The sequence below is a fragment of the Streptomyces sp. SUK 48 genome (assembly GCF_009650765.1).
In the GTDB taxonomy this organism is placed as follows: domain Bacteria; phylum Actinomycetota; class Actinomycetes; order Streptomycetales; family Streptomycetaceae; genus Streptomyces.
The window spans coordinates 518,739-540,336 of the sequence record NZ_CP045740.1 but is presented as its reverse complement, the minus strand read 5'-3'; the positions used below and the strand labels follow the sequence as shown (position 1 = coordinate 540,336).

Genomic DNA, 21,598 nt, shown 5'->3' with positions numbered 1-21,598 from the left:
CGCGCTGCCCAGCGGCCAATGGCCCGGGCGGCACAGACCCGCGGTAAGTCACCCCCCCAACCGAAGGAACGAATCGAGTCCGCAGTGACATATCAACGACGCCCACGGCGCGTCACAGCAGGGGCTCGGCACGCGATCCGCGTGCTGTGTGTGGCCCTGCTGCCCGGCGCGCTCGTCCTGGGCCTGCTGGGACCTGTACCCACCCCGGCCAGAGCCGAGGGAACCACTTATACGGACACCGGTATCTCCGGTGCGCTGCCGGACACCGACCGCGCCAGGGTGGTGCGCCTGTGGGAAACGGGCGGTCCCGGAGTGCGAGCTGCCGCCGAGGTCGCCCTCATCGGCAGTGACGACGACGTCAAGAACTTTCTCTCCGGGGCCTCGGACATCGCTGTCCAGGACGAGCGGGTGGCCGTCGCCCAGTTCGCCAGTGTCGGCGGCCTGAGCCTCCAGGACGCCGCCCGTAAGGCGCTCGACGGGACGCCGGACGACCTGAAGGCGTTCCTGAAGGACGGGTGGAAGGCACCGCTGGAGCAGGATCAGCGGGTCCGCGTCGCCCAGATCATCGACGTCGGCGGTCCGGAAGTGCAGAAGGCGGGACGCGCCGCGCTCAACGGCACCTCCGAGGACATCAAGAAGTTTTTGGCCAACGACCAGTACAACGACCGGGAGCAGGACGAGCGGCTCGAGGTCGCGCAGATCATCGCGGCCGGCGGACCGAACATCCAGGCGGCCGGCCGTATCGCCATCAACGGCACCGCCGACGACATCCACGAGTTCCTCCAGGTCGGCCAGTACGTGTCCCGTGCTCATGACCAGGAGCACGCCACGATCGCGCAGCTCGCCGATCAGGCGGCCAAGGCGGGCAAACTGGCGGGGCAGCAGACCAAGGCCGCCAAGGACGCCTCCGCCCGGGCGGTGACCGCGGCGAAGCTGGCGAAGGCAGCGGCGCAGAAGGCCGAGACCGAGACGGAGGCCGCGCGCAAGGACACCCAGCACGCGGCTGCCGCCGCGGCGCGCGCCGCGAGTGCTGCCAAGCAGGCCGCGGCCGCCGCGCAGACGGCGATCGACGCGGCCAACGCCGCCACCAACGCGGCGAGGGTCGCGGCCAACGCCGCCTCAGCGGCTGCCGCTGCCGCCGGCGGTGCCGCTCAGGCCGCCGCCCAGGCCCGGGACGCCGCCGCGAACGCGGCCGTCAACGCCGGCCAGGCAGGCGCCGCGCGCAAGGCGGCCCAGCAGGCACGGGACGCTGCCGCGGGAGCCCATGCTGCTGCCGAGGCCGCCGACTCGGCCCACACCGCCGCCGCTCAGGCAGCGGACGCGGCGAAGGCGGCCAGCGGCGCCGGCAGTGACGCCACCGATGCCGCAAGCGCGGCCGACCAGGCCAACACGCTGGCCGACCAGGCCGGCGCCCACTCCGGTGAAGCCGCGAATGCCGCCGCCAGCGCGCACCGGCACGCCCGGGAAGCGAGCCGTGCCGCCGCCGCCGCCGAATCGCTGGCGAATGAGGCCGCCACCGATGCCGGTGAGGCGCGTGACGCGGCGAACGACGCCGCCACGCATGCCGAGAACGCGGCCAAGGCGGCAGACGACGCCGCCGCCCACGCCGGGCAGGCGGCAACCGCCGCCAAGCAGTCCGCCGCGCACGCCAAGGAGGCCAAGAAGGACGCCGACACCGCCAGCGCCGCGGTCGCCAAGGCACAGAAGGTCCACGACCTCGCGGTCCGCATCGACACCGAGCAGCTGACCGCGCGTACCAACGAGGCCATCGACCGCGCCCAGGACCTCAAGGCACAAGAGGACCAGCGCACCGCGACACAGCAGGCGGCCACGCAGCAGACCAAGGACCTCGACGCCACGGCGGCCAAGCTCGCCGACCAGGCGTCCAAGCCCGGCGCGGATGCCGCTCAGATCGCTCCCGAGGCCCGCAAGGTGGCCCTGGCGACGGCGAAGACCGGTCGCCCGTGGAGCCAGTCGGCCGCGCTCGTGGCACTGGCCGGCTCCGACACGGACATGACCGACTACATCCGTACCGGCCGCCGGGACGCGAGCGCCCAGGACGATCGCCAGGACGTCGAACACGTCGCGGAGGCCGCCGGATCGGCCGATGTTCGCACCGCTGCCGCCAAGGCCCTCGAAGGCGACGGTGGCACGGTGAGCGCGTTCCTCGCCACCGGCCAGTACGAGGCCATGAAGCAGGACATGCGCCTGTACATCGCCCGGACCATCGCCAACGCCGGACCGATCGAACAGCAGGCCGGCCGCACCGCGTTGAACACCGACACCACGGACGCGCTGCGCCAGTTCGTCACCACCGGCGACGGTCAGGCGCGCACCCAGGACGAACGCGTACGCGCCGCCCAGCTCGCCGACGCCAAGAACAGCGGCAACGGTCCCCAGGTCAGGGCCGCGGCGCGGATCGCCCTGGAGGGGCCCTCCGACCTCCTCCATCTCTTCGTCACCGTCGGCCAGTACAAGGCGCAGCGTCAGGACCAGCTCGGCGCCACCCACGAATCCCAGATCCAGCAGCTCATCGCACAGGCCGCGGGCGTGGCCGCCACCGCACAGAAGAACGCGGCCGAGGCGGGCAAGGCTGCAGCCGACGCCGCCAAGGCCAAGGACGAAGCCGCCGGTTACGCGAAGCAGGCGTCGCAGTCGGCCGAGGACGCGAAGAAGTACGCCACGCAGGCCGACGGGTACGCCACACAAGCCGAGCAGTCCGCCAAGGACGCCGCCGCTTCGGCCTCCACCGCCCGCAAGGCACAGCAGGACGCCGAGAACGCCGCCGCCTCGGCCGTCACCTCCGCGGCCCAGGCCCAGTACTCGGCCACCGCCGCACGTGGTTCCGCCGACTCGGCCCGGACGGCGGCCCAGCAAGCCCGTGCCTCCGCCCTCGCCGCAGGCAAGGACGCGAATGCCGCGGCCAACGCGGCGACGGAGGCGTTTCGGACCGCGGTCCAAAAGCAGCAACAGGAAATCGCCAAGTGGCAGCAGCTCCGGGACAAATGGCATAAGGAGCAGTCCGACCAGCAGGACGACGGCAGTTGGGTGCCCGACTGGTTGAAGGACACGGCCAACACGATCGGCGACTACGGCCAGGCGATCCTCGGTAATTCAGACGTCTGGGCGGGCCTGTTCGAGACAGGTGCCGGCATCTTCGGCGTCGGGGCGGGCGCCTCGGTCGACGTCGCGGGCGGAGGTCTGTGCCTGACCATCATCGGCTGCCTCGAGGGAGCGCCGGCGATCGTCGTCGGCACCGGGATAGCGGGCGCGGGGATCTACGGAATCACCGACGGCATCGGCAGGTTCAGCAACGGCCTCGGCCAGGCGCTGCGCGAGGCCGAGTCGAATGGCGGCGGCGGTTCGCTCGGCTCCGACAAGTACTGGCCCGGCGGCAAGGCGTCCGATGTCTGCGGCATCGAGCGCAGCACCGGTTGTGAACAGGTGGCGGAGTCCATTCAGCAGGACATCGGGGGAACCCATATGCGCATCACGGACCGCTATGGAGCGCCGACTCTCGGAAAGTACCGCGAACAGGATTCCTTCTGGGGTCACCACGACGTCGTCGTCAAGGACGGCCGTGTATACGATGCCTGGACCGGGCCGGAGGGCGAGACGCTGGACGAGTACCGAGGCAAATTCGAGTACGGCGACGACCTGGTATTCACTCCAGTCGACTAGGAGGGACAGCCGGTGGACTTTCCCACCCGTCTCGGAGACGTCCAGAGAAGGCCCGGTGCTTACGGGCTCGACGGCTCCTACAGGAACTATGTGGCCTTCATCAACGGAGGCGACGCGGCAACGGATGGCGAACTGCTCCGGGGTTTCCGCCCCTGGCTCGCGGAACGGCTCGGGCATGGCGCGAACCTTGTCTGGTGGGTGCTGGTGGAGAAGACATACGCTGCCGAGGCCGGTGTCCCGAGCGATGCTCCGCTTGCCGACGAGGATCTGTGTGACCGCTTGTTCGGCCTTCTGAGCGAGTACTTCGCCGACGGCGCCAGCTGAGCGAACCACCCCGACGCAGTCGGCGCACGGCCCGGACCACACGTGGTCCGGGCCTTCGCCGTACCGGGCGCCCCGTGAGGCCCGACGGCCCGAGCGGGTGCGCCCTTCGGGAGCTGTCGGCCGGTGCGCCTGGTTGGCGCGCGCCTCGATCTCCGATAGGTTAGGCAAGGCTTACCTAAGGAGGTCTCGGGATGGGTGACACGCAGGCATGGACGGCCGCCCCCGGCGCGGCGGAGATGGCCCGCTCGGTGCTCGCGGCCGCGTGGTCGTGCGCGGTGACGGCGGGCGGCGCCCGTGAGGAGTACGTCGGCGCGCACACCGTGACCGACGAGGGTGCGGTCCTGCTGACGGTGCCCGAGGACAGCGCCCTGCACGTGGCGGCCCTGTGCGCCCCGCGCCAGGACTCCCGCGCGGTGCTGGAGTTCGCCGACGTGGCGCCCGTGGCCGTCCGCGACCGGATCCGCGCCCGCCTCTGGCTGGCCGGCCGGCTCACCCCGACCGGCGACGCCCTGTGCTTCCACGCCAACCGGGTGGTGCTGCGGCGCTCCTCGGGCGCCGTACTCGTCGACCCGGACGAGTTCGCCACCGCCGCCCCCGACCCGCTGGCCACCGCCGAGGCCGGGCTGCTCACCCATCTCGCCGAGGCCCACCCGGACGCCGTGGAACGGCTCACCCGGCTGGTGCGCCCGGAGAGCCTGCACGCCGCGATCCGGGTGCTGCCCCTCGCCGTCGACCGGCACGGACTGACCCTGCGCATCGAACGCACCCGCGCCCACGGCGACGTACGCCTGCCCTTCCACACCCCGGCCGACGACCTCGGCCAGCTCACCGAGCGGGTGCACGCCCTGCTGGCGCAGGCGAGCGCCGCCGGATGCCCCCGGACGCTACAGCGGCAGCGCGCAGACGGCGACGGGTGACGCGAACGGCCCGCCCGCGGACCGCAGTTCACCGCGCTCGGTGTCGACATGAAAGACGGTGACCGTGCCGGAACGCTGGTTCGCCGCGAACAGCAGCCTGCCGTCCGGCGAGAAGGCGATCTGCCGCGGGAAGTCCCCGCCCACCGGCACCGTGCCGAGCAGCCGCAGCCGCGCCCCCTCGGCCTCGACGGCGTACCGGGCCAGGCTGTTGTGCCCGCGATTGGCGAGGAAGGCGTACCGGCCGTCCGCCGTGACCAGCAGCTGCGCCGGATAGTTGGTGACGTCCCCGGTGGCGCCGGTGGACTGCGGCTCGCCGATCGTCAGCCGGCCGGTGGCGGGGTCGTACCCGCAGACGACGACCGTGTCGTCCACCTCGTTGGCCAGATAGGCGTGCCGCCCGCCCGGATGGAAGGTCAGGTGGCGCGGCCCCGCGCCCGGCCGGGTGTGCGCCTGGCTCACCTCGCCGAGCGTGCCCCTCGCGGGGTCGAGGCGGTACGTGTAGACGGTGTCGGTGCCGAGGTCCACCGCGAGCAGATGACGGCCGTCCGGACCGGTGCGGAACTGGTGCGCGTGCGGCCCCTCCTGCCCGGGTCCTGGCGCCGGTGAGGTGTGCGTGACCAGGTCGGTGCGCTCGCCCAGGGCACCCGAGGCGCCGATCGGATGCACGGCGACACTGCCCGAGGTGTAGTTGGCGCTGAGCAGCCACCGCCCGGACGGGTGCACCGACAGATGGCAGGGGCCCGCGCCGCCGGTGCTCCGCGCCCCGAGGACGCGCCGGTCGGCGAGCCGTACGGCCGTCACCCCGCCGTCCTGGCGCTCGTCCACGGCGTACAGGGTCCGGCCGTCCGGGTGGACGGCGAGGTACGAGGGGTCGGGCACCCCGGTGAGCGTCCCGGACCCGGTGATCAGGCCCGACTCCGGGTCGTACGAGGCGAGCCCGATGCCGCTGCCGCCGCCCGGCACCGAGGTGTACGTCCCCAGGTACAGCGGGCGGGGCCCGTCCACGCGGCCGGCGGTCCCGCGCCCCGGCGCGGTGGCCGGCGCGCGGTCCGGGGGAGGGGCGGCCGGGGCCGGCACCGCCACGGCGGCGGCCGCGCCCGCGCCCATCCCGATGAATCTGCGCCTGCTCCAGCGGCCGTCCACCCGTGCCCGCGTGCTCATGCGCCCACCTCAGGTCGTCCCGGTCGTGCACGGCCACCCTCGCCCGAGCCGGGCCCGCGGGGCAAGCCCGGCACCGGCCCGCTCACTGTGTGCGGTCACCGAAGCCCGTACGGCGCCACAGCTCCTCCTGGACCCCGAGCCGCTCGCGCAGCCGGGTCATCCGGGGCAGCTTGGCGCGCTGCTCGCGCGAGACCCGGTCCAGCTCCTCCAGCAGACGGTGGGTGCGGTGCTCGGTGTCCATCTCGTCGATGATCCGGGTGGTCTCGGTCAGCACGGCGCCCAGCAGCTGCCAGTTCGCCCAGTCCGCGCGGATCTGCTCCCGCAACTGCTCGGCCAGCCGGTCACGGGTGCCGGCCGCGGTGTGCAGCTCGGCCGTCAGCCGCGACTCCGCCGACTCGGCGTCCGCGCTCAGATGGGCGGTCACCAGCACCGCGAAGCTGACCACCGCGTCGCCGATCTCCGACAGCAGCTCCTCCACGGTCGCCCCGACCCGCGGCGGGAACAGATAGTCGGACTCGCGGGCCTTCGCCAGGTCGGTGAAGGAACGGGCCAGCACCCGCAGCACCACCGTGCAGATCTCCAGCGTGTCCAGACCGGTGCGCAGCACCACCCGGTGCAGCAGCCCCTCCTTGACCCGCGGATTGAGCCGCAGACTGTCCTCGGCCTGCCGCAGCGAGGCGTCCACCTCGGCGATGTACTGGTCCAGCCGGCGTGCCTCGTGCAGCCGCTCGGCCGCCCGCTCCCAGGGGATGCGGTCCGCGGCCTCCTCACCCATCCGCAGCATCAGCTGCCGCACCCGGCGCGCCAGGTCCTCGATCGACTCGCCCGCCTTGTCCACCCAGACGGGCGGCGGCAGCAGCAGATTGCAGGCGGTGCCGACGACCGCGCCGATCAGCGTCTCCACGATCCGCGCCCAGGCGGTGAACCCGACCGTGGTCACCCCGAGCACCAGCATCGCGCTGATCGCCACCTCGGCCACGTACTCGTCCACCCGCACCAGATGGCCGACGCCCAGCGAGGCCACGATCAGCAGCGCGAGGCTCCACCAGGTCAGGCCCACCAGCACACTGAAGGCGATGGCGACCAGGACGCCGGCCACCACCGCGTTCACCCGGCGGATGCCGTTGGTGAGGGTGGCGTAGAACGTCACCTGGACCACCAGCAGTGCGGTCAGCGGCGAGGTCAGCGGGGCCGGCTCGGGACTGAGCCGGAGCGCGATGACGTAGGCGATCGTCGCCGCCGTGGCCGATCGCAGCGTCTGGACGACCACCGGCTCCCGGCGGCGCTTCGCCAGACGCAGCAGTCCCTCGAACCCCTTGCGTACCTGGTGCATCCCTTCGCCTTTTCCCGTTCCCCGGGCGCGTCGAACGTGGCTGTTCGAGGGGGGTGGGCGGTTGGGCCGTCCGGCGGGGGTACGGGACCGGGACCGGGTTTCTCAGACGTACAGCTTGTCGAGGAACGCGGCCAGATTGCCCGTCGTCCGCGCGATCTGCTCCTCGACGGTGAGGCTTTCCTCGATCCGCATCCCGGTGTCCGGGGTCTTCTTGCCCCGCAGGTACAGCGAGCACGCCAGGTCCGTGCACATGTACAGGCCGACCGAGTTGCCCTCGCGGCCCGCCGTGCCCGCCTTGCGCGCGGTCATCAGCGATACCCCGCCGCCGCGATGGGTGGTCAGACACAGGGAGCACATGCTGCGGTGCAGGAAGCCGCGCTGGGAGGAGGGGAAGCGCAGCGCGACGCCCGCCGGCCGGCCCTCCCGCTCGGTGACCAGATAGCTGCGGTCGGGCGCGCCCGGATCGCGCCAGCCGAGGAAGTCCAGATCCTCCCAGGGCCGCTCCCCGAGGTCGCGCGGGACGGCGAGCCGCTTGGCCTCACCCTTCGAGCAGTTCACGAAAGAGCTGCGGATGTCCTGCTCGGTGAGCGGTTTCATGGAAAATCCTTCGTCGTGCGTGCGCCTGACCCGGGAACATGGGGCCCCTGATCAGCCTAAGTACCCCAGGGGAGGGCAGGCCAATGGATTTCCCGGACGGACTTTCGACCCGCGCCCGGCGCGCCCTGCGCCATGTGGCGGCCGGCGCCCTGGGGCCGCCGCTCGCCGCCGGCCCGCGCATCACCCTCAATTTCCACCCCGACCGTTTCTCGGGCGGGCTGCCGATCCTCGCCTCGCTCGCCCGGGACGGCGTCTACCACTCGCAGTTCGTCACCGGAACCGGCAACGGCGGGCTCACCGCGCACCCCGGCGGCGACCGCTGGCGCTGGGAGAGCCGGATCTTCGGGGGCGCCTACGACGACGCCGAGCCGGCGGAGCGGCCGGTGTACGGCGCGCTGGACTTCCGCCGCCAAGTGGTGGGCGCCGCACCCCGGTTCGGCTCCTCGCATCTGCGGCTCACCGCCCCGGCCACGGCCCGCGCGACCTTCTGCTACCCGGACAGCGCCGCCGAGCCCACGCACTTCGGCACGGCCGGCGCGATGGGGCTGATCGCCCTCGCCGAGGCGGACCGGCGGGACGCCCTCGACGACTACATCGAGAGCCATGTCCACGGGGGAGTGCTGCTCGCCCGGGACGTCGAGGCCCTGGTCCTGGACGCGAGCTACCGCGGCACCCCGGTGGAGGCGGCCGCCCGGAGCCTCCCCTTCCCGCTGGAATGGCACCCCGGTTACGCCCTCACCGTCGACCGGCTCCGCCACCACGCCGACTACCGGGGCCCGCGGTACACCGCCCTCGGCGCCCGCCTCGCGCCGGACGGCCTCCTGACGCCCCGCCACCTCGGCGACGCCGCCCGCACCGGCCGGCACGACCTCCAGCACCTGAAGATGCTCTGGCACACCCTGGCCCGCTTCGGCGCGCCGGAGGGAGCGGGCACGGCGCGCGTCGAGGGGGTGTGCGCGGCGGGCTGAGCCGGCGGGTTCGCCCCGGCGCGTGGAGCACACGGAGTTCCTGCTTAGCTCACAGCATGAACTAAGGGTTGGTGGAAAGTCGCGTTCCGGTCGCCCGAAGGAGTATGTTGCAGGTCGGGCATGGTTCGTGAAAGGAGCCGCATGGCGGGGCGGAACGGGCGCACGGTGCGTGATCTTCGGCGGGGCAACCGCACCGCCGTGTTGCAGCGGCTGTACTTCGACGGCCCGTTGAGCCGGTTCGAGCTGGGTCCGGCCACCGGTCTCAGCTCCGGGTCGGTCAGCAATGTGGTCGCCGATCTGGTCGCCGACGGACTGGTCGAGGAGGCCGGCAGCGTCGACTCCGACGGCGGCCGGCCCCGTACGCTGCTGCGCGTCGCCCCGGGCAGCGGGCAGATGATCGGCGTCGACGTCGGCGAGACCCGCGTCCGGGTCGAGCTGTTCGACCTGGCCCTGAGCGAACTCGCCCGCACCGAGCGCCCGTTGACCGCCCAGCGCTACGACGCCGACGTCATCGCCGGACACATCCGGGACGGTGTCGCCGAGGTGCTGGGGGCGGGGGCCGCCGTACCCGAGCGGCTGCTGGGCATCGGTGTCGGTGTCCCCGGCATCGTCGAGCACACCGCCGACCGGGGTGCCGTCGTCCACGGCCAGACCATCGGCTGGGACGCGGTCCCGTTGGAGCGGCTGCTCCGGGCCACCTCCGAACTGCCCGGCTCCGTGCGGTACTTCATCGACAACGGCGCCAAGACGCTGGGCCAGGCCGAGATGTGGTTCGGCGCGGGACGCGGTGCCCGCAATGCCGTCGTCGTGCTCTTCGGCTCCGGCGTCGGCGCCTGCCTGGTGACTCCCGAGGTGGAGCGCGGCCGGGCCGTCGAATGGGGGCATCTGACGGTACGGGTGCGCGGGCGCCGCTGCCGCTGCGGCGCTCCGGGCTGCCTGGAGGCGTACGCGGGGGCCGAGTCGCTGCTCGCCCGCTGGCGCGAGGAGGGCGGGCGCCCGCCGGCCGGGGCCGACGAGGAGACCGCGCTCACCGCCATGCTCGCGGCCGCCTACCCGGTGGCCGGCGGCACGGCCGACCCGGTGGCGCTGGCCGTCCTGGAGGAGACCGCCGAGTACCTCGGGGCGGGCCTGTCCGACCTGATCAACCTCTTCCAGCCCGAGCGGATCATCGTCGGCGGCTGGGCCGGGCTCCAGCTGGGCACCCGGTTCCTGCCCGCCGTACGCCGGCACGCGACGACGTACGCCCTGCGGCACCCCGCCGACAAGGTCACCATCGAACTCGGCCGCCTCGGTCCGGACGCCGTGACCGTCGGTGCCGCGATCCTCCCGCTGGCCGACTTCTTCACCAGCGGCGGCCACCGCCCCGCACCGGCCCCCGAGAGCCCGCTCCCCGCCTGGCGGACGGCGTTGCGGGAGCGGACTCCGGGCGCGTGACGGGCGCACGACGGGCACGTGAGACGCGCGTGTGACGAATGCGTGACGCTCCGTCAGGGGCCGGCGGGCCGCGGTCTCAGGCCGCGGTCAGGGTGCGGCCGAGGAGCGGGAGCAGCCGGTCCCAGTGGCGCTGGAACGCGGCGGCGTCGAAGGCGTCGGTGTCCGCCATCGTGAAGCCGTGGACGGTGCCGGGGTAGACCTCGGTGCGGTGGCCGACGCCCGCCGCCTCGAACGCCTCCTCGATCGTGGCGATCCCCTCGGGCGTCATGTCCCCCTCGGCGAGACCGAGATGCACCTCGGCGGTGAGGCGCTCCGGGACGAGCAGGTGCGGGCTGTCGGGGTCACCGGTGACCAGGAACCCGGGGTGGAACCCGGCGACCGCGGCCACCCGGCCGGGATGGGCCGTCGCGGTGCGCAGGGCGAGCACGGCGCCCATGCAGTAGCCGATCGCGGCGAGGGGCCCGGCCGCCACCTCGGGCCGGTCGGCCAGGAAGGCCAGGTAGGCGTCGGCGTCGCGCAGGACGCGTGCGGTGGTGTGCGCCTCGACGAGCGGCATCAACTGGGCGATGACCTTGGGCCGGATCTCCTCGCCGATGTGCTCGGGCAGGTCGATCAGCGGCACCGGGCCCTGCCGGTAGTAGGCGTTGGGCACGAGCACGTAGTACCCGTGTCCGGCCAGTTCCCGGGCCATCTCCTCCAGCACGGGCCGCAGGCCGAAGGCGTCGGGGTACATCAGCACGGCGGGGTGGGGCCGGTCGTCGTCGGGAAAGGCGGCGAACGCGTCGGCGACGCCGTCCGGGGTGGGGATGCGCAGTGTCTCGGTGGGCATGATCGATCATCCTTGCCCGCGCCGCCGGACGCGCGCAAGGGAGATCAACCGTGCGGGCGACAAGGGGCGTTCAGTCGGGTGACTCGTCCGGGCCCGGGTGCTCGGGGTGGACGGTGGCCGCACGCGGCGCGCCACGCGGTCCGGTGCCGGCCTCGTCCGTGTCCGGCAGTTCGTCCCCGTCGTCCCTGTCGGCCTCGTCCGGCCGCCCGCCAGGGTTCTCGCTCGCCGGACGGTCCGTCGGCCCGTCCGCCGGCCGGTCCTTGGGCAGGTCCAGCGGATCGTCGGACCGCGCCTGCTGGTCGGGCATGTCCCTGGGGACCGGGTCCGGCTGCGGCGCCCCGGTGGGTTCCTGTTCGGGTTGTGCGGTCATGGTGTTCTCGCCTTCCTCCCCTTGTGTGCGGTCAAGTTGTGTGCGGTCAAGTGTCATCGCCGGTCAGCCCACCGTGCGGCCCCGCAGCGGCGCGGTGTCCAGCCCGCCGCCCCGCTGGAGTCCCTCCAGGAACTCCTCCAGCACCTCGGTCGCCGTCCACCGGGGCCGCCAGCCCAACTCCTCGTGCGCGCGCGTGCAGTCCATCAGCGGCAGCCGCAGCACCGCGTCGAACAGATGCGGGGACGCGGGCAGCAGCCGCAGGTTCCAGGCCGCGGCCACGGCCGAGCGGACGGCCGTCCGCGGCAGCCGTACCGGACGCGCGCCGAGCAGATCGCCGAGGACCGCGGCGTCGAGCGGCGGGTCGGCGGCGAGGTTGAAGGCGCCCCGGGCCGTCGCCGAGCGCACCGCGAGCCGGTACGCCTCGGCGGCGTCGTCGGTGTGCAGCGCCTGGACGCGCAGTCCGGGGATGTCCGGCAGGAACGGCAGCAGCTCGGGCCGGGCCAGCGGGCCGGGCAGGAAGCGGCCGCCGAAGATCCGGCGCTGCTCGCTCGCCGACTCCCGCTTGAACAGGAACGCCGGCCGCATCCGCACCACCCGCACCTCGGGGTGATCGCGTTCGAACACGTCCAGGGTGCGTTCCAGATACGCCTTCTCCCGGCAGTACGCGGCGTCCGGCCAGCCGTGCGTCGGCCAGGACTCGTCCACCGCGTGGTCCTTGGGACCCGGCGAGTACGCCCCCACGGAGGAGGCGTGCACCAGCACCGGCACCCCGGCCGCGGCGACCGCCTCGAACACCCGGATGCTGCCGAGCACATTGGTCCGCCAGGTGGCCGCCGGATCGTGCGTCGGCTGGAACGCCCACGCCAGATGGACCACCGCGTCCGCGCCCGCGAACCGCTCCTCGAGGTCCGCCCCGTCCGACGCCAGGTCGACGGCGGACCACTCGGTCCCCGGCGGCGACCACTCGGGCATCCGGCGCGCGAGGCCCCGTACCGAGGCGATCCCGGGATCCTGGGAGAGCAGGCGCACCACGCTCGTACCGACATTGCCGGTGGCCCCCGTGACCACCACCGTGCTCCCCGCTGAGCTGCTCACCTTCGGCTCCTTCCGTCCTTCGGCGAAGGGTCCGCGACGAGCGGCCGGGTACCCGGGCGGACCGCCCGCACACGCGTGCCCGGCACTCGGACACACGTGCTTGACGTGCCGGGTCATCGACCGGGCCGTCCGTTTTGGGCACGATCGGGATCATCGGCGGACCGCTGCCCCCGCGCGTCCGCCGACGCACGCGCGCGCCCCACCCCGAGGAGGACCCCCATGCCGTACTACGACAGCCCCGTCGACGGCACCCGGCTGCACTACGTCGACCACGGTCCCGCCTCCGGTACCGTCGCCGTCTTCGTCGCCGGCGCCTATCTGGGCCACGAGATGTGGGAGCACCAGATGCTGCCGCTCGCGGAGGCCGGGTACCGCTGCGTGGGCCTGGACCGGCGCGGGCACGGGCGCTCGGACGACGTCTGGTCGGGGTACGACCTCGACAGCCTCGCCGACGACCTCCAGGGGCTGCTCGACCATCTCGACCTGCGCGAGGCCACCCTGGTCGCGCACTCCGTGGGCACCGCCGAGGTGGTGCGCTGCCTGACCCGGCACGGCTCGTCCCGGGTGGCCCGGGCCGCGCTGGTCGGCGGGGTCGGCCCGGGCATCATGCGCTCCGAGCGGCTGCCCGACGGGCTGGACCCGGCGATCGCGCGGGCCGACGAGGAGTTCTTCCGGCGCGACCGGGCCGCCTGGTTCACCCGGTTCGCGGACGCGTTCTTCGCCGTCACCAGCGCGGGGAACGAGGTCTCCGACGCCTGCGCGCGCTATCTGATCGACCGCTGCCTGGTGGCCACGCCCCGCGCCGCCACCGCCGTGCGGTCCGTCGTGACCGGCCTCGACCTCACGGCCGAGCTGCCCGCCGTGGACGTACCGGTGCTCGTGGTGCACGGCACCCACGACACCTCCGCACCCCTGGCCCATACGGGTGAACGGCTGGCCCGGCTGGTGCCGGACGCCGCCTTGAAGGTGTACGAGAACGGCGGCCACGGCCTGTTCCTCACCCACGCGCGGCGCCTCACCGCCGATCTGCGGGAGTTCCTCGGCGCCGCCGGGGCCACGGCGGCCGCCACCGGGATCTGCCGGATGCTGGCCGCGGCGGGGATCGGCGGATAGCCGGGCCCGCCGTCACGGCCGGGGGAGGGGGCGAGTGTCCGGGAACGGAGAAGCCCCGGCCGTGACGGGGGGACGCACGGCCGGGGCGGTCTGAGTGTGGGTGCGGACGGCGGTCGCCTCTCGGCGAAAGGCTCCACAGGGCTTCAGCCGAACGATCGTCCCCGTGGGCGGAAGGTGAGGCCCGGGGACACTGTCCCGTCCGTACCCACGCCTGGTTCAACGGGCGGGGGGCATCCGCTGTTCCACCCCCGCCGGTGAGCTGTGCCACAGGGCGGAACGCTCAGGCCAGCGGGCTGCCGTCGAGACGGGCGAGCAGGTCCGCGGGGTCCGCGTAGACCTCCCGCGCACCGGCCTCCGTCAGATCGGCCCGGGGAATCCCGCCGCACAGCAGTCCCAGGCAGCGCACCCCGGCCTTGGCGCCGGCCCGCATGTCCCACACGGTGTCCCCGACGAACACCGCCCGCTCGGCCGGCACCCCGGCCAGCTCCAGCGCGTGCTCCACGGGTTCCGGAGCGGGTTTGCCCTCCTGGACGTCGTCGCTGCTCGCGGTGGCCTCGATCGCCTCGTCCGCGTCGATGGCCCGGCGCAGCGCGCCCAGCTCCGAGCCGCTCGCCGAGGTGGCGAGGACGACCGTCCAGCCGTCCCGGTGCAGCCGTCGCAGCAGCTCACCGGCGCCCGGCAGGGCGGGCAGCCGGTCGAAGTACTGCCCGTACAGCGCCTTGTGCGCCGCGTCGAGTTCCGCGTCCTGCTCGTGGTCGCGGTCCTCGCCCAGCAGATGCGCGATCAGGTCCGTGGAGCCGAGGCCGACGGCCCGGTGCAGGGCGTGCATGGGCACGGTGTGACCCGCCTGGCGGAACGCCTCCCACCAGGTGACGACGTGCAGATGATTGGTGTCGACGAGCGTTCCGTCGACGTCGAAGACGGCGGCGCGCTGCTCCATCCGGGGACCCTCTCTGTCGCTCTCTGTCGTTCTTGCGCTTCGCGAGCGGGTACCACGTCAGGCGTCCGCCACGCGTGCGGGCAGCCGCCCCTCGCGCGTCCAGCCCAGCAGCTCCTCCGCCGGCCAGGTGGTGACCACCCGTTCGGCGGGCACCCCGCACTCCTCCGCGCGGGCGCAGCCCAGGATCTGCCAGTCCAGCTGGCCGGGCGCGTGCGCGTCGGTGTCGATCGCGAAGAGGGTCCCCGCGGCCACGGCCCGGCGCAGCAGCGGGCGGGGCGGGTCCAGCCGTTCGGGGCGGCTGTTGATCTCCACGGCGGTCCCGGACTCGGCGCAGGCCGCGAACACCTCGTCCGCGTCGAACTGCGACGGAGGGCGCCCCCGGCCGGTGACCAGGCGCCCGGTGCAGTGCCCGAGGACATCGGCGTGCGGATCGCGTACGGCGGCCACCATGCGGCGGGTCATCGCGCGGGCGTCCATCCGCAGCTTGGAGTGCACGGACACCACGACCACGTCCAGCCGCTCCAGCAGCTCGGGCTCCTGGTCCAGCGAGCCGTCGTCCAGGATGTCGCACTCGATGCCGGTGAGCAGCCGGAACGGCGCCCAGCGCGCGTTCAGCGCGGCCACCGCGTCCAGCTGCTCGCGCAGCCGCTCGGGGGAGAGGCCCCGGGCCACGGTCAGCCGCGGCGAGTGATCGGTGAGCACGGTCCACTCATGGCCGAGCGCGATCGCCGCCCGCCCCATCTCCTCGATCGGGCTGCCCCCGTCGGACCAGTCCGAGTGCGTGTGGCAGTCCCCCCGCAGCAGCGCCCGGAGCGCGGCCCCGGGCCCCTTCGCACCGGCGCTCTCGCTCTCCTCCTCCAGCGCGCGCAGATACCCGGGCACCTCCCCGTCCAGCGCCTCCCGCACCACCCGCGCCGTCTTCGGCCCGACCCCCTTCAGCGACTCCAGCGAACCGTCCGCCGCCCGCGCCGCCACCTCCCCGGGCGGCAGCCCGTCCAGCACCCGGGCGGCCGTACGGAACGCCCGTACGCGGTAGGCGGGCGCCAGCGACCGCTCCAGCAGGAAGGCGATCCGCTCCAGGGCGGCGACGGGTTCCATACGGCCAAGACTGGCACCGCCCGCCCGCCCGGGGCGCGGCGGACCGATCCCCCGCAAGGCGCCCCGAACGACCCATCGGGGGCGTTCCGTCCTAACCTGAGTTGCATGACCGAACAAGCAGCCCCCTACATCTCCCAGCCGCGTATCTGGGTGCTGGGCGTGTGCCCGGGGAAACCGGGTGAGCCGCCCTTCAGGATCATGGAGATCGACGGGGAGGTGATCGGCGCGGCCCGGAACGTCACCGATGTGCTGCAGGTCGCCGCCGCCTACGGCATCACCATCCACGACCTCGACGATCCGGACGTGGTCCGCTGGGTCGGCGGCGGCAAGTACACCTGGACGCTGCACTGAGCCGCCGGCTCAGCCCACCGTCCACTTCTGGTTGGCGCCGCCCGTGCAGGTCCAGAGCTGCAGCCGGGTCCCGTTGGCCGAGTTGTTCCCGGTGACGTCCAGACACTTGTTCGCCTGCGGGTTGACGATGTCGTGCGCACCCGTGACGGTCCACTTCTGGTTGGTGCCGCCGGTGCAGTCCCACAGCTGGACGGCCGAGCCGTCCGCCGTACCCCGGTCGGTCACGTCCAGGCACTTGCCGAGCGCCCGTATCGTGCCGTCCGAGCCGACCGTCCAGGACTGGGCGGCGGTGCCGTTGCAGTCGTAGAGCTGGACCGGGGTGCCGTTCGCGGAGTTCGCGCCCGCCACGTCCACGCACTTGCCGGCCAGCCCCCGGATCGGCAGCCCCGCCGCCGTGTCGCTGGTCGTGACGGAGACCGAGTCCACCACCAGCTGCGCCGGGAACGGGGTGCTGCCGTCCGGGTCGCCGGGCCAGTAGCCGCCGACCGCGAGGTTCAGGATCAGGAAGAACGGCCGGTCGTTGTACACCCAGGTCTTGCCGCCCAGGTCGGCGGGCGTGCGCCGCTCGTAGACGGTGCCGTCCACCGACCAGGTGATCGAGTCCGGCGCCCAGTCCACGGCGAAGGTGTGGAAGCCGTCCGCGAACGCCTGTCCGTTCGGCAGGCTGTAGCCGGCGCCGATGCCGTTCGAACCGGAGTAGCCGGGCCCGTGGATGGTGCCGTGCACGGTCGAGGGTTCAAACCCGACGTTCTCCATCACGTCGATCTCGCCCGAGTCCGGCCAGTTCACCGGCGTGCCGAGCATCCAGAACGCGGGCCACATGCCCTGCCCCCGCGGGATCTTCATCCGCGCCTCGACATGCCCGTACCGCGCGTCGAACTTCCCGGCCGTGTTCAGCCGCGCCGAGGTGTACTGGCAACTGCCGTACCAGCACTGGTATCCGGCCGGATTCTCCTTCTTCGCCGTGATCACCAGATGGCCCTGGCCGTCCAGGGCCGCGTTGTTCGTGCCCGAGGTGTAGTACTCCCGCTCGTGGTTGTTGACGTTGTCGCCCGTCTCCTGGGTCCACTTCGAGGAGTCGACCGCCGAGCCTGCGGGCCCGTCGAAGGTGTCGGAGAAGGTGGTCACGGTCGCGGCGGGGGCGATCCGGCCCTCGGGGCGCGCCTGCGCGGGGCCGACGGCGGCCGCGCAGGCCAGCGCGGCGGACAGGGCGGCGAACAGGCAGCCGCGGAGCGTACGGGGGGAGGCCATGGCTCTCCGATCGGTGGGGGGAGGCTCTCGGATGGAGCGATGCTTCTTGATTTAAGGAGTGAGATAAGGGGGCGTCAAGAGGTTGGCGCAGAGCTGCTGTCGGGCGGTCGGCGCGCCCCGCCGGTCGCCGTTCACGCTCCCGGGGCACTGCGCCCGCGCATCCGCGTGCCGCCGCCCCGCCGGGGGTCCGGCGGTGCTTGGATGCACCGAGCGGCGAAGCGGACACACCGCCGCGAACCGGAAGCGGCTGGACAGGAGCGGGGAAAGAGGAGGCGAGGGATGCGGCGGCGTACGACGCCTCGTGCGGTCCTGCTCGCCACCGGTGAACTCCTGCTCTGGTGGGGTGCGTTGGCCCTGCTCTGGCTGGTGCTGATCAGTGCCGTCGACACTCTGGAGCGGATCGTGGGCGCGAGCGTCGCCGCCGCGGGCGCGCTGCTGGCACGGGCCGGCCGGCGGGCGGTGACCTGGCGGTGAACGGGTGGATCCTCGCGGCGACCGTGGAACTGGGCGGGGGAGGAGTGGCCGCCCTGTGGGGCGTGACCACCGGCCCCACCGCCCGCCGCGTCGTCGCCCAGAACCTCACCACCGCCGCCCTGTGCCCGGCCCTGCTGCTCCTCGCCCAGGGGTACGGCCGCCCCGCCTATCTGGACCTCGCCCTGCTGCTCGCCCTCCTCGGACCGGTCGGCACCCTGGTCTTCGCCCGGCTGCTGCACGAGGACCTGGAGGGGCGGCGGCCGAGCGCCTGGGGGCTCACCTACGCCGTGGCCGCGGTGGGCGCCGCCGTCGTGACCGCCCTCTGCGCGGTCACCGGACCGGGCCGGGCCCTGGTGAAACTGCTGGTGATCGGCGCGCTGCTGATCGGCGGCAACCTGATCGCCTCCCGGGCCCTGTCGGGCGGCTTCCGGGGGGTGCGCGGTGGCTGACCCGGGACGGGAAGACGGCCGGGGGAACGCGCGGGCAACCGCGCGCAGGAGAGACGCCGGATGACCGATGCCCCGGTCCTCGTGGCCCTGCTGCTCGTCGCCGCCGCCGCGACCGCCGCCGTCGCCCAGCGCGACCCCGCCCGGCAGGCCCTGGTGCTGTCCGTGCTCGGGGTGCTCCTGGCCGTGCTGTTCACCGTGCTCCAGGCCCCCGACGTCGGCCTGTCCCAACTCGCGGTCGGGGCCGCCCTCACCCCGCTGCTGATCATGCTGTCGGTGCGCAAGATCCGCAGGCGCCGCCGGGACCGGGACGGCACGCGGTGAGCCGGCGGCTGCGGCTGTGGCTGCTCGCCGCGGGCGGCGCCGGGCTCGCCGCCCTGCTGGCCGCCGCCTGCCTGGACCTGCCGGCATTCGGCGGCCGCTCGCACCCCTACGGCACCCGGGCGGTGCGCGCCTCGCTCGCCCGGCACACCGCCAACACCATCGCCTCCGTCAACTTCGACCAGCGCGCCTACGACACCCTCGGCGAGATGAGCATCCTGTTCGCCGCCGTCCTCGGCTGCGTGGTGCTGCTGCGCCAGGCCCGCGACGAACACCGCGAACGGCCGCGGCCGGCCGAGGTGGCCCGGCCGGTACGGCGCTACGCCCTGCTCGTCGTCCCCGTCGCCCTGGTCTGCGGTCTGTACATCGTGGCGCACGGCCAGCTCAGCCCCGGCGGCGGCTTCCAGGGCGGTGTGGTCGCCGCGACCGCCCTGCACCTGCTCTATCTGGGCGCCGACTACCGCGCCCTCGAACGCGTCCGCCCGCTCGGCGCCTTCGAGACCACCGACGCCTTGTCCGTCTGCGCCTACCTGGTGCTGGGCCTCGCCGGGGTGCTGGCCGGGACCGCGTTCCTCGCCAACACCCTTTTGCCGTACGGCACGTTCAACACGCTGTCCTCGGGAGGCTCCGTGCCGCTGCTGAACGCCGCCGTCGGCATGGAGGTGGCGAGCGCCGTCGTCGTCCTGCTCGCCAACTTCCTCGACCAGGCCGTGGAGATCGTGGAGGGGAACACGAAATGAGCGCCGTGACGCAGGTCCTGCCGTACCTGGTCGCCGCCTATGTCTTCCTGACCGGCTGCTACGGCCTCGCCACCAGCCGCGATCTGATCCATGCCGTCGGCTGTCTCTCGGTGTGCCAGGTCTCCACCTACGTCCTGCTGCTGGCGGTCGGCTACCGGTCCGGCGGCACCGCGCCCGTCTTCTCCGACATCGAGCCCGGCAGCCGGCCGCTGGTGGACCCGGTGGTGCAGGCCCTCACCCTCACCGACATCGTGGTCGGCGCCACCGTCACCGCGCTGCTGCTCGCCCTGGTGCTCCAGATCGTCAAGCGGCACGGCACCCTCGACCCGGACGAACTGCGGGAGCTGCGCGGCTGATGCCCCATCTGCTTCCGCTCCTCGTCGCGGTGCCGCTGCTCGGGGCCGCCCTGCTGGCCGCCGCCGGCCGCCGGCTGCCCCGGGCCGCCGCCGAGCTGACCGGCCTCCTCTGCTGCGCCGCCACGGCCGCACTCGCCCTCGTCCTGCTGCTGAACTCCTCGCCGCCGATGGTCGAATGGGCCGGCGGCTGGGTGCCCGTCGGCGGGGAGAGCGTCGGCATCGAGGTGATCGGGGACGGCCCCTCGCTCGGCATGGCGGCCCTCGTCTCGCTGCTCACCCTCTCCGCCCTCGCCTACTCCTGGCGCTACTTCGACGAACCGCCGCGCGGCCACGCCGGTTCGTTCCCCGCCCTGCTGCTCGTCTTCCAGGGCGCCATGTGCGGATTCGCCCTCGCCGGGGACCTGTTCAACGCCTTCGTGTTCTTCGAGCTGATGAGCGTGGTGGCGTACGCGCTGACCGGCTTCCGCATCGACGAGGCCAAGGCCGTGCAGGGCGCGCTGACCTTCGGGGTCGTCAACTCGCTCGGCGCGTACGCCATGCTGACCGGCATCGGCCTGCTCTACGCCCGCACCGGCGAGCTGTCCATGTCGAAGATCGGCCGGGGCCTGGACGCCTCGGCCGGGCGCGGTGGGCCGGACGCGCTGGTCCTCGCCGCGTTCGTGCTGGTGCTGACCGGGCTGCTGGTGAAGGCGGCCACCGTGCCCTTCCACTTCTGGCTCCCCGACGCCCACGCCGTCGCCCCCACCCCGGTGTGCGTGCTGCTGTCCGGGGTGATGGTCGAACTCGGCGTCTACGGCGTCTGGCGGGACTACGGCACCGTCTTCGCCGGACCCGGCGGCATCCCGGCCGCCGGCCTGACCCGCGCCCTGGTCACCCTCGGCGTGCTCACGGCCGTGACCGGCGCCGTCATGTGCTGGTACCAGCGGCACATCAAACGGCTGCTCGCCTTCTCCACGATCGCGCACACCGGCCTGTTCCTGGTGGCCGTCGGCGTGCTCACCCCCGAGGGCGACGACGGGGCCGCCCTCTACATCCTCGGGCACGCCGGGGCGAAGGCCGCCCTGTTCGCCTGCGCGGGCGCGCTCCTCGACCGGTTCGGCAGCGTGGACGAGCACGAACTGCACGGCCGGGCACGCGAACTGCGGGCCACCGGCGTGCTGTTCGCCGTCGGCGGGCTCGCCCTCGCCGGACTGCCGCCCTTCGGCACCGGGCTCGGCAAGGCGGTCAGCGAGGAGGCGGCCGGCGGGCCGCTCACGGTGGTGTACGTGCTCGCGTCCGCGGTCACGGCGGGCGCGGTGCTGCGGGTCGCCGCCCGGGTCTTCCTCGGGCTTGGGCCGCCGCCCGAGGACACCGACGCGTACGAGACCAGCGGCACGGCGGAGCGGCCGGAGACGTCCGGGCTGCTGCGCCGGGTGCCCGACACCATGACGACGGTCCCGGCCGTGCTCCTCGCGGCGGCCCTCGCCGTGGGCACCGTCCCGGGCTTCGGCGACCTCGTGGCCCGCTCGGTCAACGAGGCGGGCTCGGGCGGCGCCCGCGCCTCGGCCGCCTGGACCCTCCACGGCGTCCTGCTCGGACTGGTCTCCACCGCCCTCGCCCTCGCCCTCGCCACCGCCGCGCTCACCCGCCACCACCGCCCGCCCGCCCCCGCGTGGACGACGCCCCTGCGCCGCCTCCAGTCCGGCCACGTCGGCGACTACGTCGCCTGGCTCCTGGTGGGCACCACCCTGCTGGCGGCGCTGGCCCTGCCGGGGGTGCTCGGCGGCTGACGGACGGTCATCGCGCCGCAGGTAATGACT

22 protein-coding genes are annotated in these 21,598 nt (G+C 73.6%); 13 read left to right on the top strand and 9 right to left on the bottom strand.

Annotated features, from left to right (window positions below):
• Nucleotides 1-18 precede the first annotated feature (18 nt).
• The 3 genes from GHR20_RS02435 to GHR20_RS02425 all read left to right on the top strand — a co-directional run bounded on the left by GHR20_RS02435 (nt 19) and on the right by GHR20_RS02425 (nt 4,922).
• Complete coding sequence (locus tag GHR20_RS02435) at nt 19-3,681, top strand: ALF repeat-containing protein (RefSeq protein WP_153812024.1); 3,663 nt, start codon at nt 19-21, stop codon at nt 3,679-3,681.
• Nucleotides 3,682-3,693: 12 nt separating this feature from the next.
• The gene (locus tag GHR20_RS02430) at nt 3,694-4,005 is read left to right on the top strand and encodes a hypothetical protein (protein ID WP_148024785.1); all 312 of its coding nucleotides are present in this window, start codon (nt 3,694-3,696) and stop codon (nt 4,003-4,005) included.
• A gap of 191 nt (nt 4,006-4,196) precedes the next feature.
• Nucleotides 4,197-4,922: a DUF2470 domain-containing protein gene (locus tag GHR20_RS02425; RefSeq protein WP_148024784.1), complete on the top strand. Its 726-nt coding sequence runs from the start codon at nt 4,197-4,199 to the stop codon at nt 4,920-4,922.
• Here the strand turns inward: GHR20_RS02425 and GHR20_RS02420 are convergent.
• The 3 genes from GHR20_RS02420 to GHR20_RS02410 all read right to left on the bottom strand — a co-directional run bounded on the left by GHR20_RS02420 (nt 4,890) and on the right by GHR20_RS02410 (nt 8,013).
• Nucleotides 4,890-6,083, bottom strand: a complete 1,194-nt coding sequence (locus GHR20_RS02420) for a lactonase family protein (protein ID WP_194858781.1) — start codon at nt 6,081-6,083, stop codon at nt 4,890-4,892. The genes GHR20_RS02425 and GHR20_RS02420 overlap by 33 nt on opposite strands.
• Nucleotides 6,084-6,165: 82 nt before the next feature.
• Complete coding sequence (locus GHR20_RS02415) at nt 6,166-7,416, bottom strand: aromatic acid exporter family protein (RefSeq protein WP_181516014.1); 1,251 nt, start codon at nt 7,414-7,416, stop codon at nt 6,166-6,168.
• Between the two features lie 102 nt (nt 7,417-7,518).
• The gene (locus GHR20_RS02410; RefSeq protein WP_111581769.1) at nt 7,519-8,013 is read right to left on the bottom strand and encodes an FBP domain-containing protein; all 495 of its coding nucleotides are present in this window, start codon (nt 8,011-8,013) and stop codon (nt 7,519-7,521) included.
• Nucleotides 8,014-8,096: 83 nt separating this feature from the next.
• Here GHR20_RS02410 and GHR20_RS02405 point away from each other — a divergent pair, with 83 nt between their 5' ends.
• Both GHR20_RS02405 and GHR20_RS02400 read left to right on the top strand, forming a co-directional pair.
• A complete protein-coding gene (locus tag GHR20_RS02405; protein ID WP_148024783.1) occupies nt 8,097-8,981 on the top strand; it encodes a DUF3626 domain-containing protein in 885 nt (294 codons plus the stop codon).
• Between the two features lie 141 nt (nt 8,982-9,122).
• Nucleotides 9,123-10,415, top strand: a complete 1,293-nt coding sequence (locus tag GHR20_RS02400) for an ROK family transcriptional regulator (protein ID WP_153812023.1) — start codon at nt 9,123-9,125, stop codon at nt 10,413-10,415.
• Nucleotides 10,416-10,491: 76 nt separating this feature from the next.
• On the opposite strand, the gene GHR20_RS02395 is transcribed toward GHR20_RS02400, so the two are convergent.
• The 3 genes from GHR20_RS02395 to GHR20_RS02385 form a co-directional block, all read right to left on the bottom strand.
• On the bottom strand, nt 10,492-11,244 hold the full coding sequence (locus GHR20_RS02395) for a dienelactone hydrolase family protein (protein WP_148024782.1): 753 nt from the start codon (nt 11,242-11,244) through the stop codon (nt 10,492-10,494).
• 70 nt (nt 11,245-11,314) lie between these two features.
• The gene (locus GHR20_RS02390; RefSeq protein ID WP_153812022.1) at nt 11,315-11,614 is read right to left on the bottom strand and encodes a hypothetical protein; all 300 of its coding nucleotides are present in this window, start codon (nt 11,612-11,614) and stop codon (nt 11,315-11,317) included.
• 63 nt (nt 11,615-11,677) lie between these two features.
• Nucleotides 11,678-12,709 carry an SDR family oxidoreductase gene (locus tag GHR20_RS02385; RefSeq protein WP_153812021.1) on the bottom strand — a complete coding sequence of 344 codons (1,032 nt, stop codon included), beginning with the start codon at nt 12,707-12,709 and terminating at the stop codon, nt 11,678-11,680.
• Nucleotides 12,710-12,928: 219 nt separating this feature from the next.
• Between GHR20_RS02385 and GHR20_RS02380 the strand changes: the two genes are divergently transcribed.
• Nucleotides 12,929-13,822: an alpha/beta hydrolase gene (locus tag GHR20_RS02380; protein WP_153812020.1), complete on the top strand. Its 894-nt coding sequence runs from the start codon at nt 12,929-12,931 to the stop codon at nt 13,820-13,822.
• Nucleotides 13,823-14,102: 280 nt separating this feature from the next.
• On the opposite strand, the gene GHR20_RS02375 is transcribed toward GHR20_RS02380, so the two are convergent.
• Nucleotides 14,103-14,762, bottom strand: coding sequence for an HAD family hydrolase (locus GHR20_RS02375; protein ID WP_153812019.1), 660 nt, complete (start codon nt 14,760-14,762; stop codon nt 14,103-14,105).
• 57 nt (nt 14,763-14,819) lie between these two features.
• Nucleotides 14,820-15,860: a PHP domain-containing protein gene (locus GHR20_RS02370; protein WP_153812018.1), complete on the bottom strand. Its 1,041-nt coding sequence runs from the start codon at nt 15,858-15,860 to the stop codon at nt 14,820-14,822.
• 105 nt (nt 15,861-15,965) lie between these two features.
• On the opposite strand from GHR20_RS02370, the gene GHR20_RS02365 reads away from it, so the two are divergent.
• Complete coding sequence (locus tag GHR20_RS02365; protein ID WP_111581760.1) at nt 15,966-16,211, top strand: hypothetical protein; 246 nt, start codon at nt 15,966-15,968, stop codon at nt 16,209-16,211.
• A 9-nt stretch (nt 16,212-16,220) separates the two neighbouring features.
• Here GHR20_RS02365 and GHR20_RS02360 read toward each other — a convergent pair whose 3' ends face one another.
• Nucleotides 16,221-17,462 (bottom strand): lectin, encoded by a 1,242-nt coding sequence (locus GHR20_RS02360; protein WP_153812017.1) that lies wholly within the window; start codon nt 17,460-17,462, stop codon nt 16,221-16,223.
• 279 nt (nt 17,463-17,741) lie between these two features.
• Here GHR20_RS02360 and GHR20_RS02355 point away from each other — a divergent pair, with 279 nt between their 5' ends.
• The 6 genes from GHR20_RS02355 to GHR20_RS02330 are packed head-to-tail and all read left to right on the top strand — an operon-like array spanning nt 17,742 to nt 21,568.
• Nucleotides 17,742-17,936 carry a hypothetical protein gene (locus GHR20_RS02355; protein ID WP_111581758.1) on the top strand — a complete coding sequence of 65 codons (195 nt, stop codon included), beginning with the start codon at nt 17,742-17,744 and terminating at the stop codon, nt 17,934-17,936.
• The gene (locus GHR20_RS02350; protein WP_153812016.1) at nt 17,933-18,385 is read left to right on the top strand and encodes a monovalent cation/H+ antiporter complex subunit F; all 453 of its coding nucleotides are present in this window, start codon (nt 17,933-17,935) and stop codon (nt 18,383-18,385) included. The genes GHR20_RS02355 and GHR20_RS02350 overlap by 4 nt, the downstream gene beginning before the upstream one ends.
• 60 nt (nt 18,386-18,445) lie before the next feature.
• Nucleotides 18,446-18,706, top strand: coding sequence for a hydrogenase subunit MbhD domain-containing protein (locus GHR20_RS02345; RefSeq protein ID WP_153812015.1), 261 nt, complete (start codon nt 18,446-18,448; stop codon nt 18,704-18,706).
• Nucleotides 18,703-19,443: an MnhB domain-containing protein gene (locus GHR20_RS02340; protein ID WP_153812014.1), complete on the top strand. Its 741-nt coding sequence runs from the start codon at nt 18,703-18,705 to the stop codon at nt 19,441-19,443. The genes GHR20_RS02345 and GHR20_RS02340 overlap by 4 nt, the downstream gene beginning before the upstream one ends.
• Nucleotides 19,440-19,799 carry a sodium:proton antiporter gene (locus GHR20_RS02335; protein WP_111581754.1) on the top strand — a complete coding sequence of 120 codons (360 nt, stop codon included), beginning with the start codon at nt 19,440-19,442 and terminating at the stop codon, nt 19,797-19,799. Before GHR20_RS02340 ends, GHR20_RS02335 begins: the two co-directional genes overlap by 4 nt.
• Entirely contained in the window at nt 19,799-21,568 is a 1,770-nt protein-coding gene (locus GHR20_RS02330; RefSeq protein ID WP_153812013.1) for a complex I subunit 5 family protein, read from the top strand. Before GHR20_RS02335 ends, GHR20_RS02330 begins: the two co-directional genes overlap by 1 nt.
• The last annotated feature ends 30 nt before the right edge of the window (nt 21,569-21,598 follow it).

Coding starts and splice junctions, on each gene's coding strand:
- GHR20_RS02435 (WP_153812024.1), top strand. CDS start 19: ATGGCCCGGGCGGCACAGACCCGCGGTAAGTCACCCCCCCAACCGAAG.
- GHR20_RS02425 (WP_148024784.1), top strand. CDS start 4,197: ATGGGTGACACGCAGGCATGGACGGCCGCCCCCGGCGCGGCGGAGATG.
- GHR20_RS02420 (WP_194858781.1), bottom strand. CDS start 6,083: ATGAGCACGCGGGCACGGGTGGACGGCCGCTGGAGCAGGCGCAGATTC.
- GHR20_RS02415 (WP_181516014.1), bottom strand. CDS start 7,416: ATGCACCAGGTACGCAAGGGGTTCGAGGGACTGCTGCGTCTGGCGAAG.
- GHR20_RS02410 (WP_111581769.1), bottom strand. CDS start 8,013: ATGAAACCGCTCACCGAGCAGGACATCCGCAGCTCTTTCGTGAACTGC.
- GHR20_RS02405 (WP_148024783.1), top strand. CDS start 8,097: ATGGATTTCCCGGACGGACTTTCGACCCGCGCCCGGCGCGCCCTGCGC.
- GHR20_RS02400 (WP_153812023.1), top strand. CDS start 9,123: ATGGCGGGGCGGAACGGGCGCACGGTGCGTGATCTTCGGCGGGGCAAC.
- GHR20_RS02395 (WP_148024782.1), bottom strand. CDS start 11,244: ATGCCCACCGAGACACTGCGCATCCCCACCCCGGACGGCGTCGCCGAC.
- GHR20_RS02390 (WP_153812022.1), bottom strand. CDS start 11,614: ATGACCGCACAACCCGAACAGGAACCCACCGGGGCGCCGCAGCCGGAC.
- GHR20_RS02380 (WP_153812020.1), top strand. CDS start 12,929: ATGCCGTACTACGACAGCCCCGTCGACGGCACCCGGCTGCACTACGTC.
- GHR20_RS02375 (WP_153812019.1), bottom strand. CDS start 14,762: ATGGAGCAGCGCGCCGCCGTCTTCGACGTCGACGGAACGCTCGTCGAC.
- GHR20_RS02370 (WP_153812018.1), bottom strand. CDS start 15,860: ATGGAACCCGTCGCCGCCCTGGAGCGGATCGCCTTCCTGCTGGAGCGG.
- GHR20_RS02365 (WP_111581760.1), top strand. CDS start 15,966: ATGACCGAACAAGCAGCCCCCTACATCTCCCAGCCGCGTATCTGGGTG.
- GHR20_RS02360 (WP_153812017.1), bottom strand. CDS start 17,462: ATGGCCTCCCCCCGTACGCTCCGCGGCTGCCTGTTCGCCGCCCTGTCC.
- GHR20_RS02355 (WP_111581758.1), top strand. CDS start 17,742: ATGCGGCGGCGTACGACGCCTCGTGCGGTCCTGCTCGCCACCGGTGAA.
- GHR20_RS02345 (WP_153812015.1), top strand. CDS start 18,446: ATGACCGATGCCCCGGTCCTCGTGGCCCTGCTGCTCGTCGCCGCCGCC.
- GHR20_RS02335 (WP_111581754.1), top strand. CDS start 19,440: ATGAGCGCCGTGACGCAGGTCCTGCCGTACCTGGTCGCCGCCTATGTC.
- GHR20_RS02330 (WP_153812013.1), top strand. CDS start 19,799: ATGCCCCATCTGCTTCCGCTCCTCGTCGCGGTGCCGCTGCTCGGGGCC.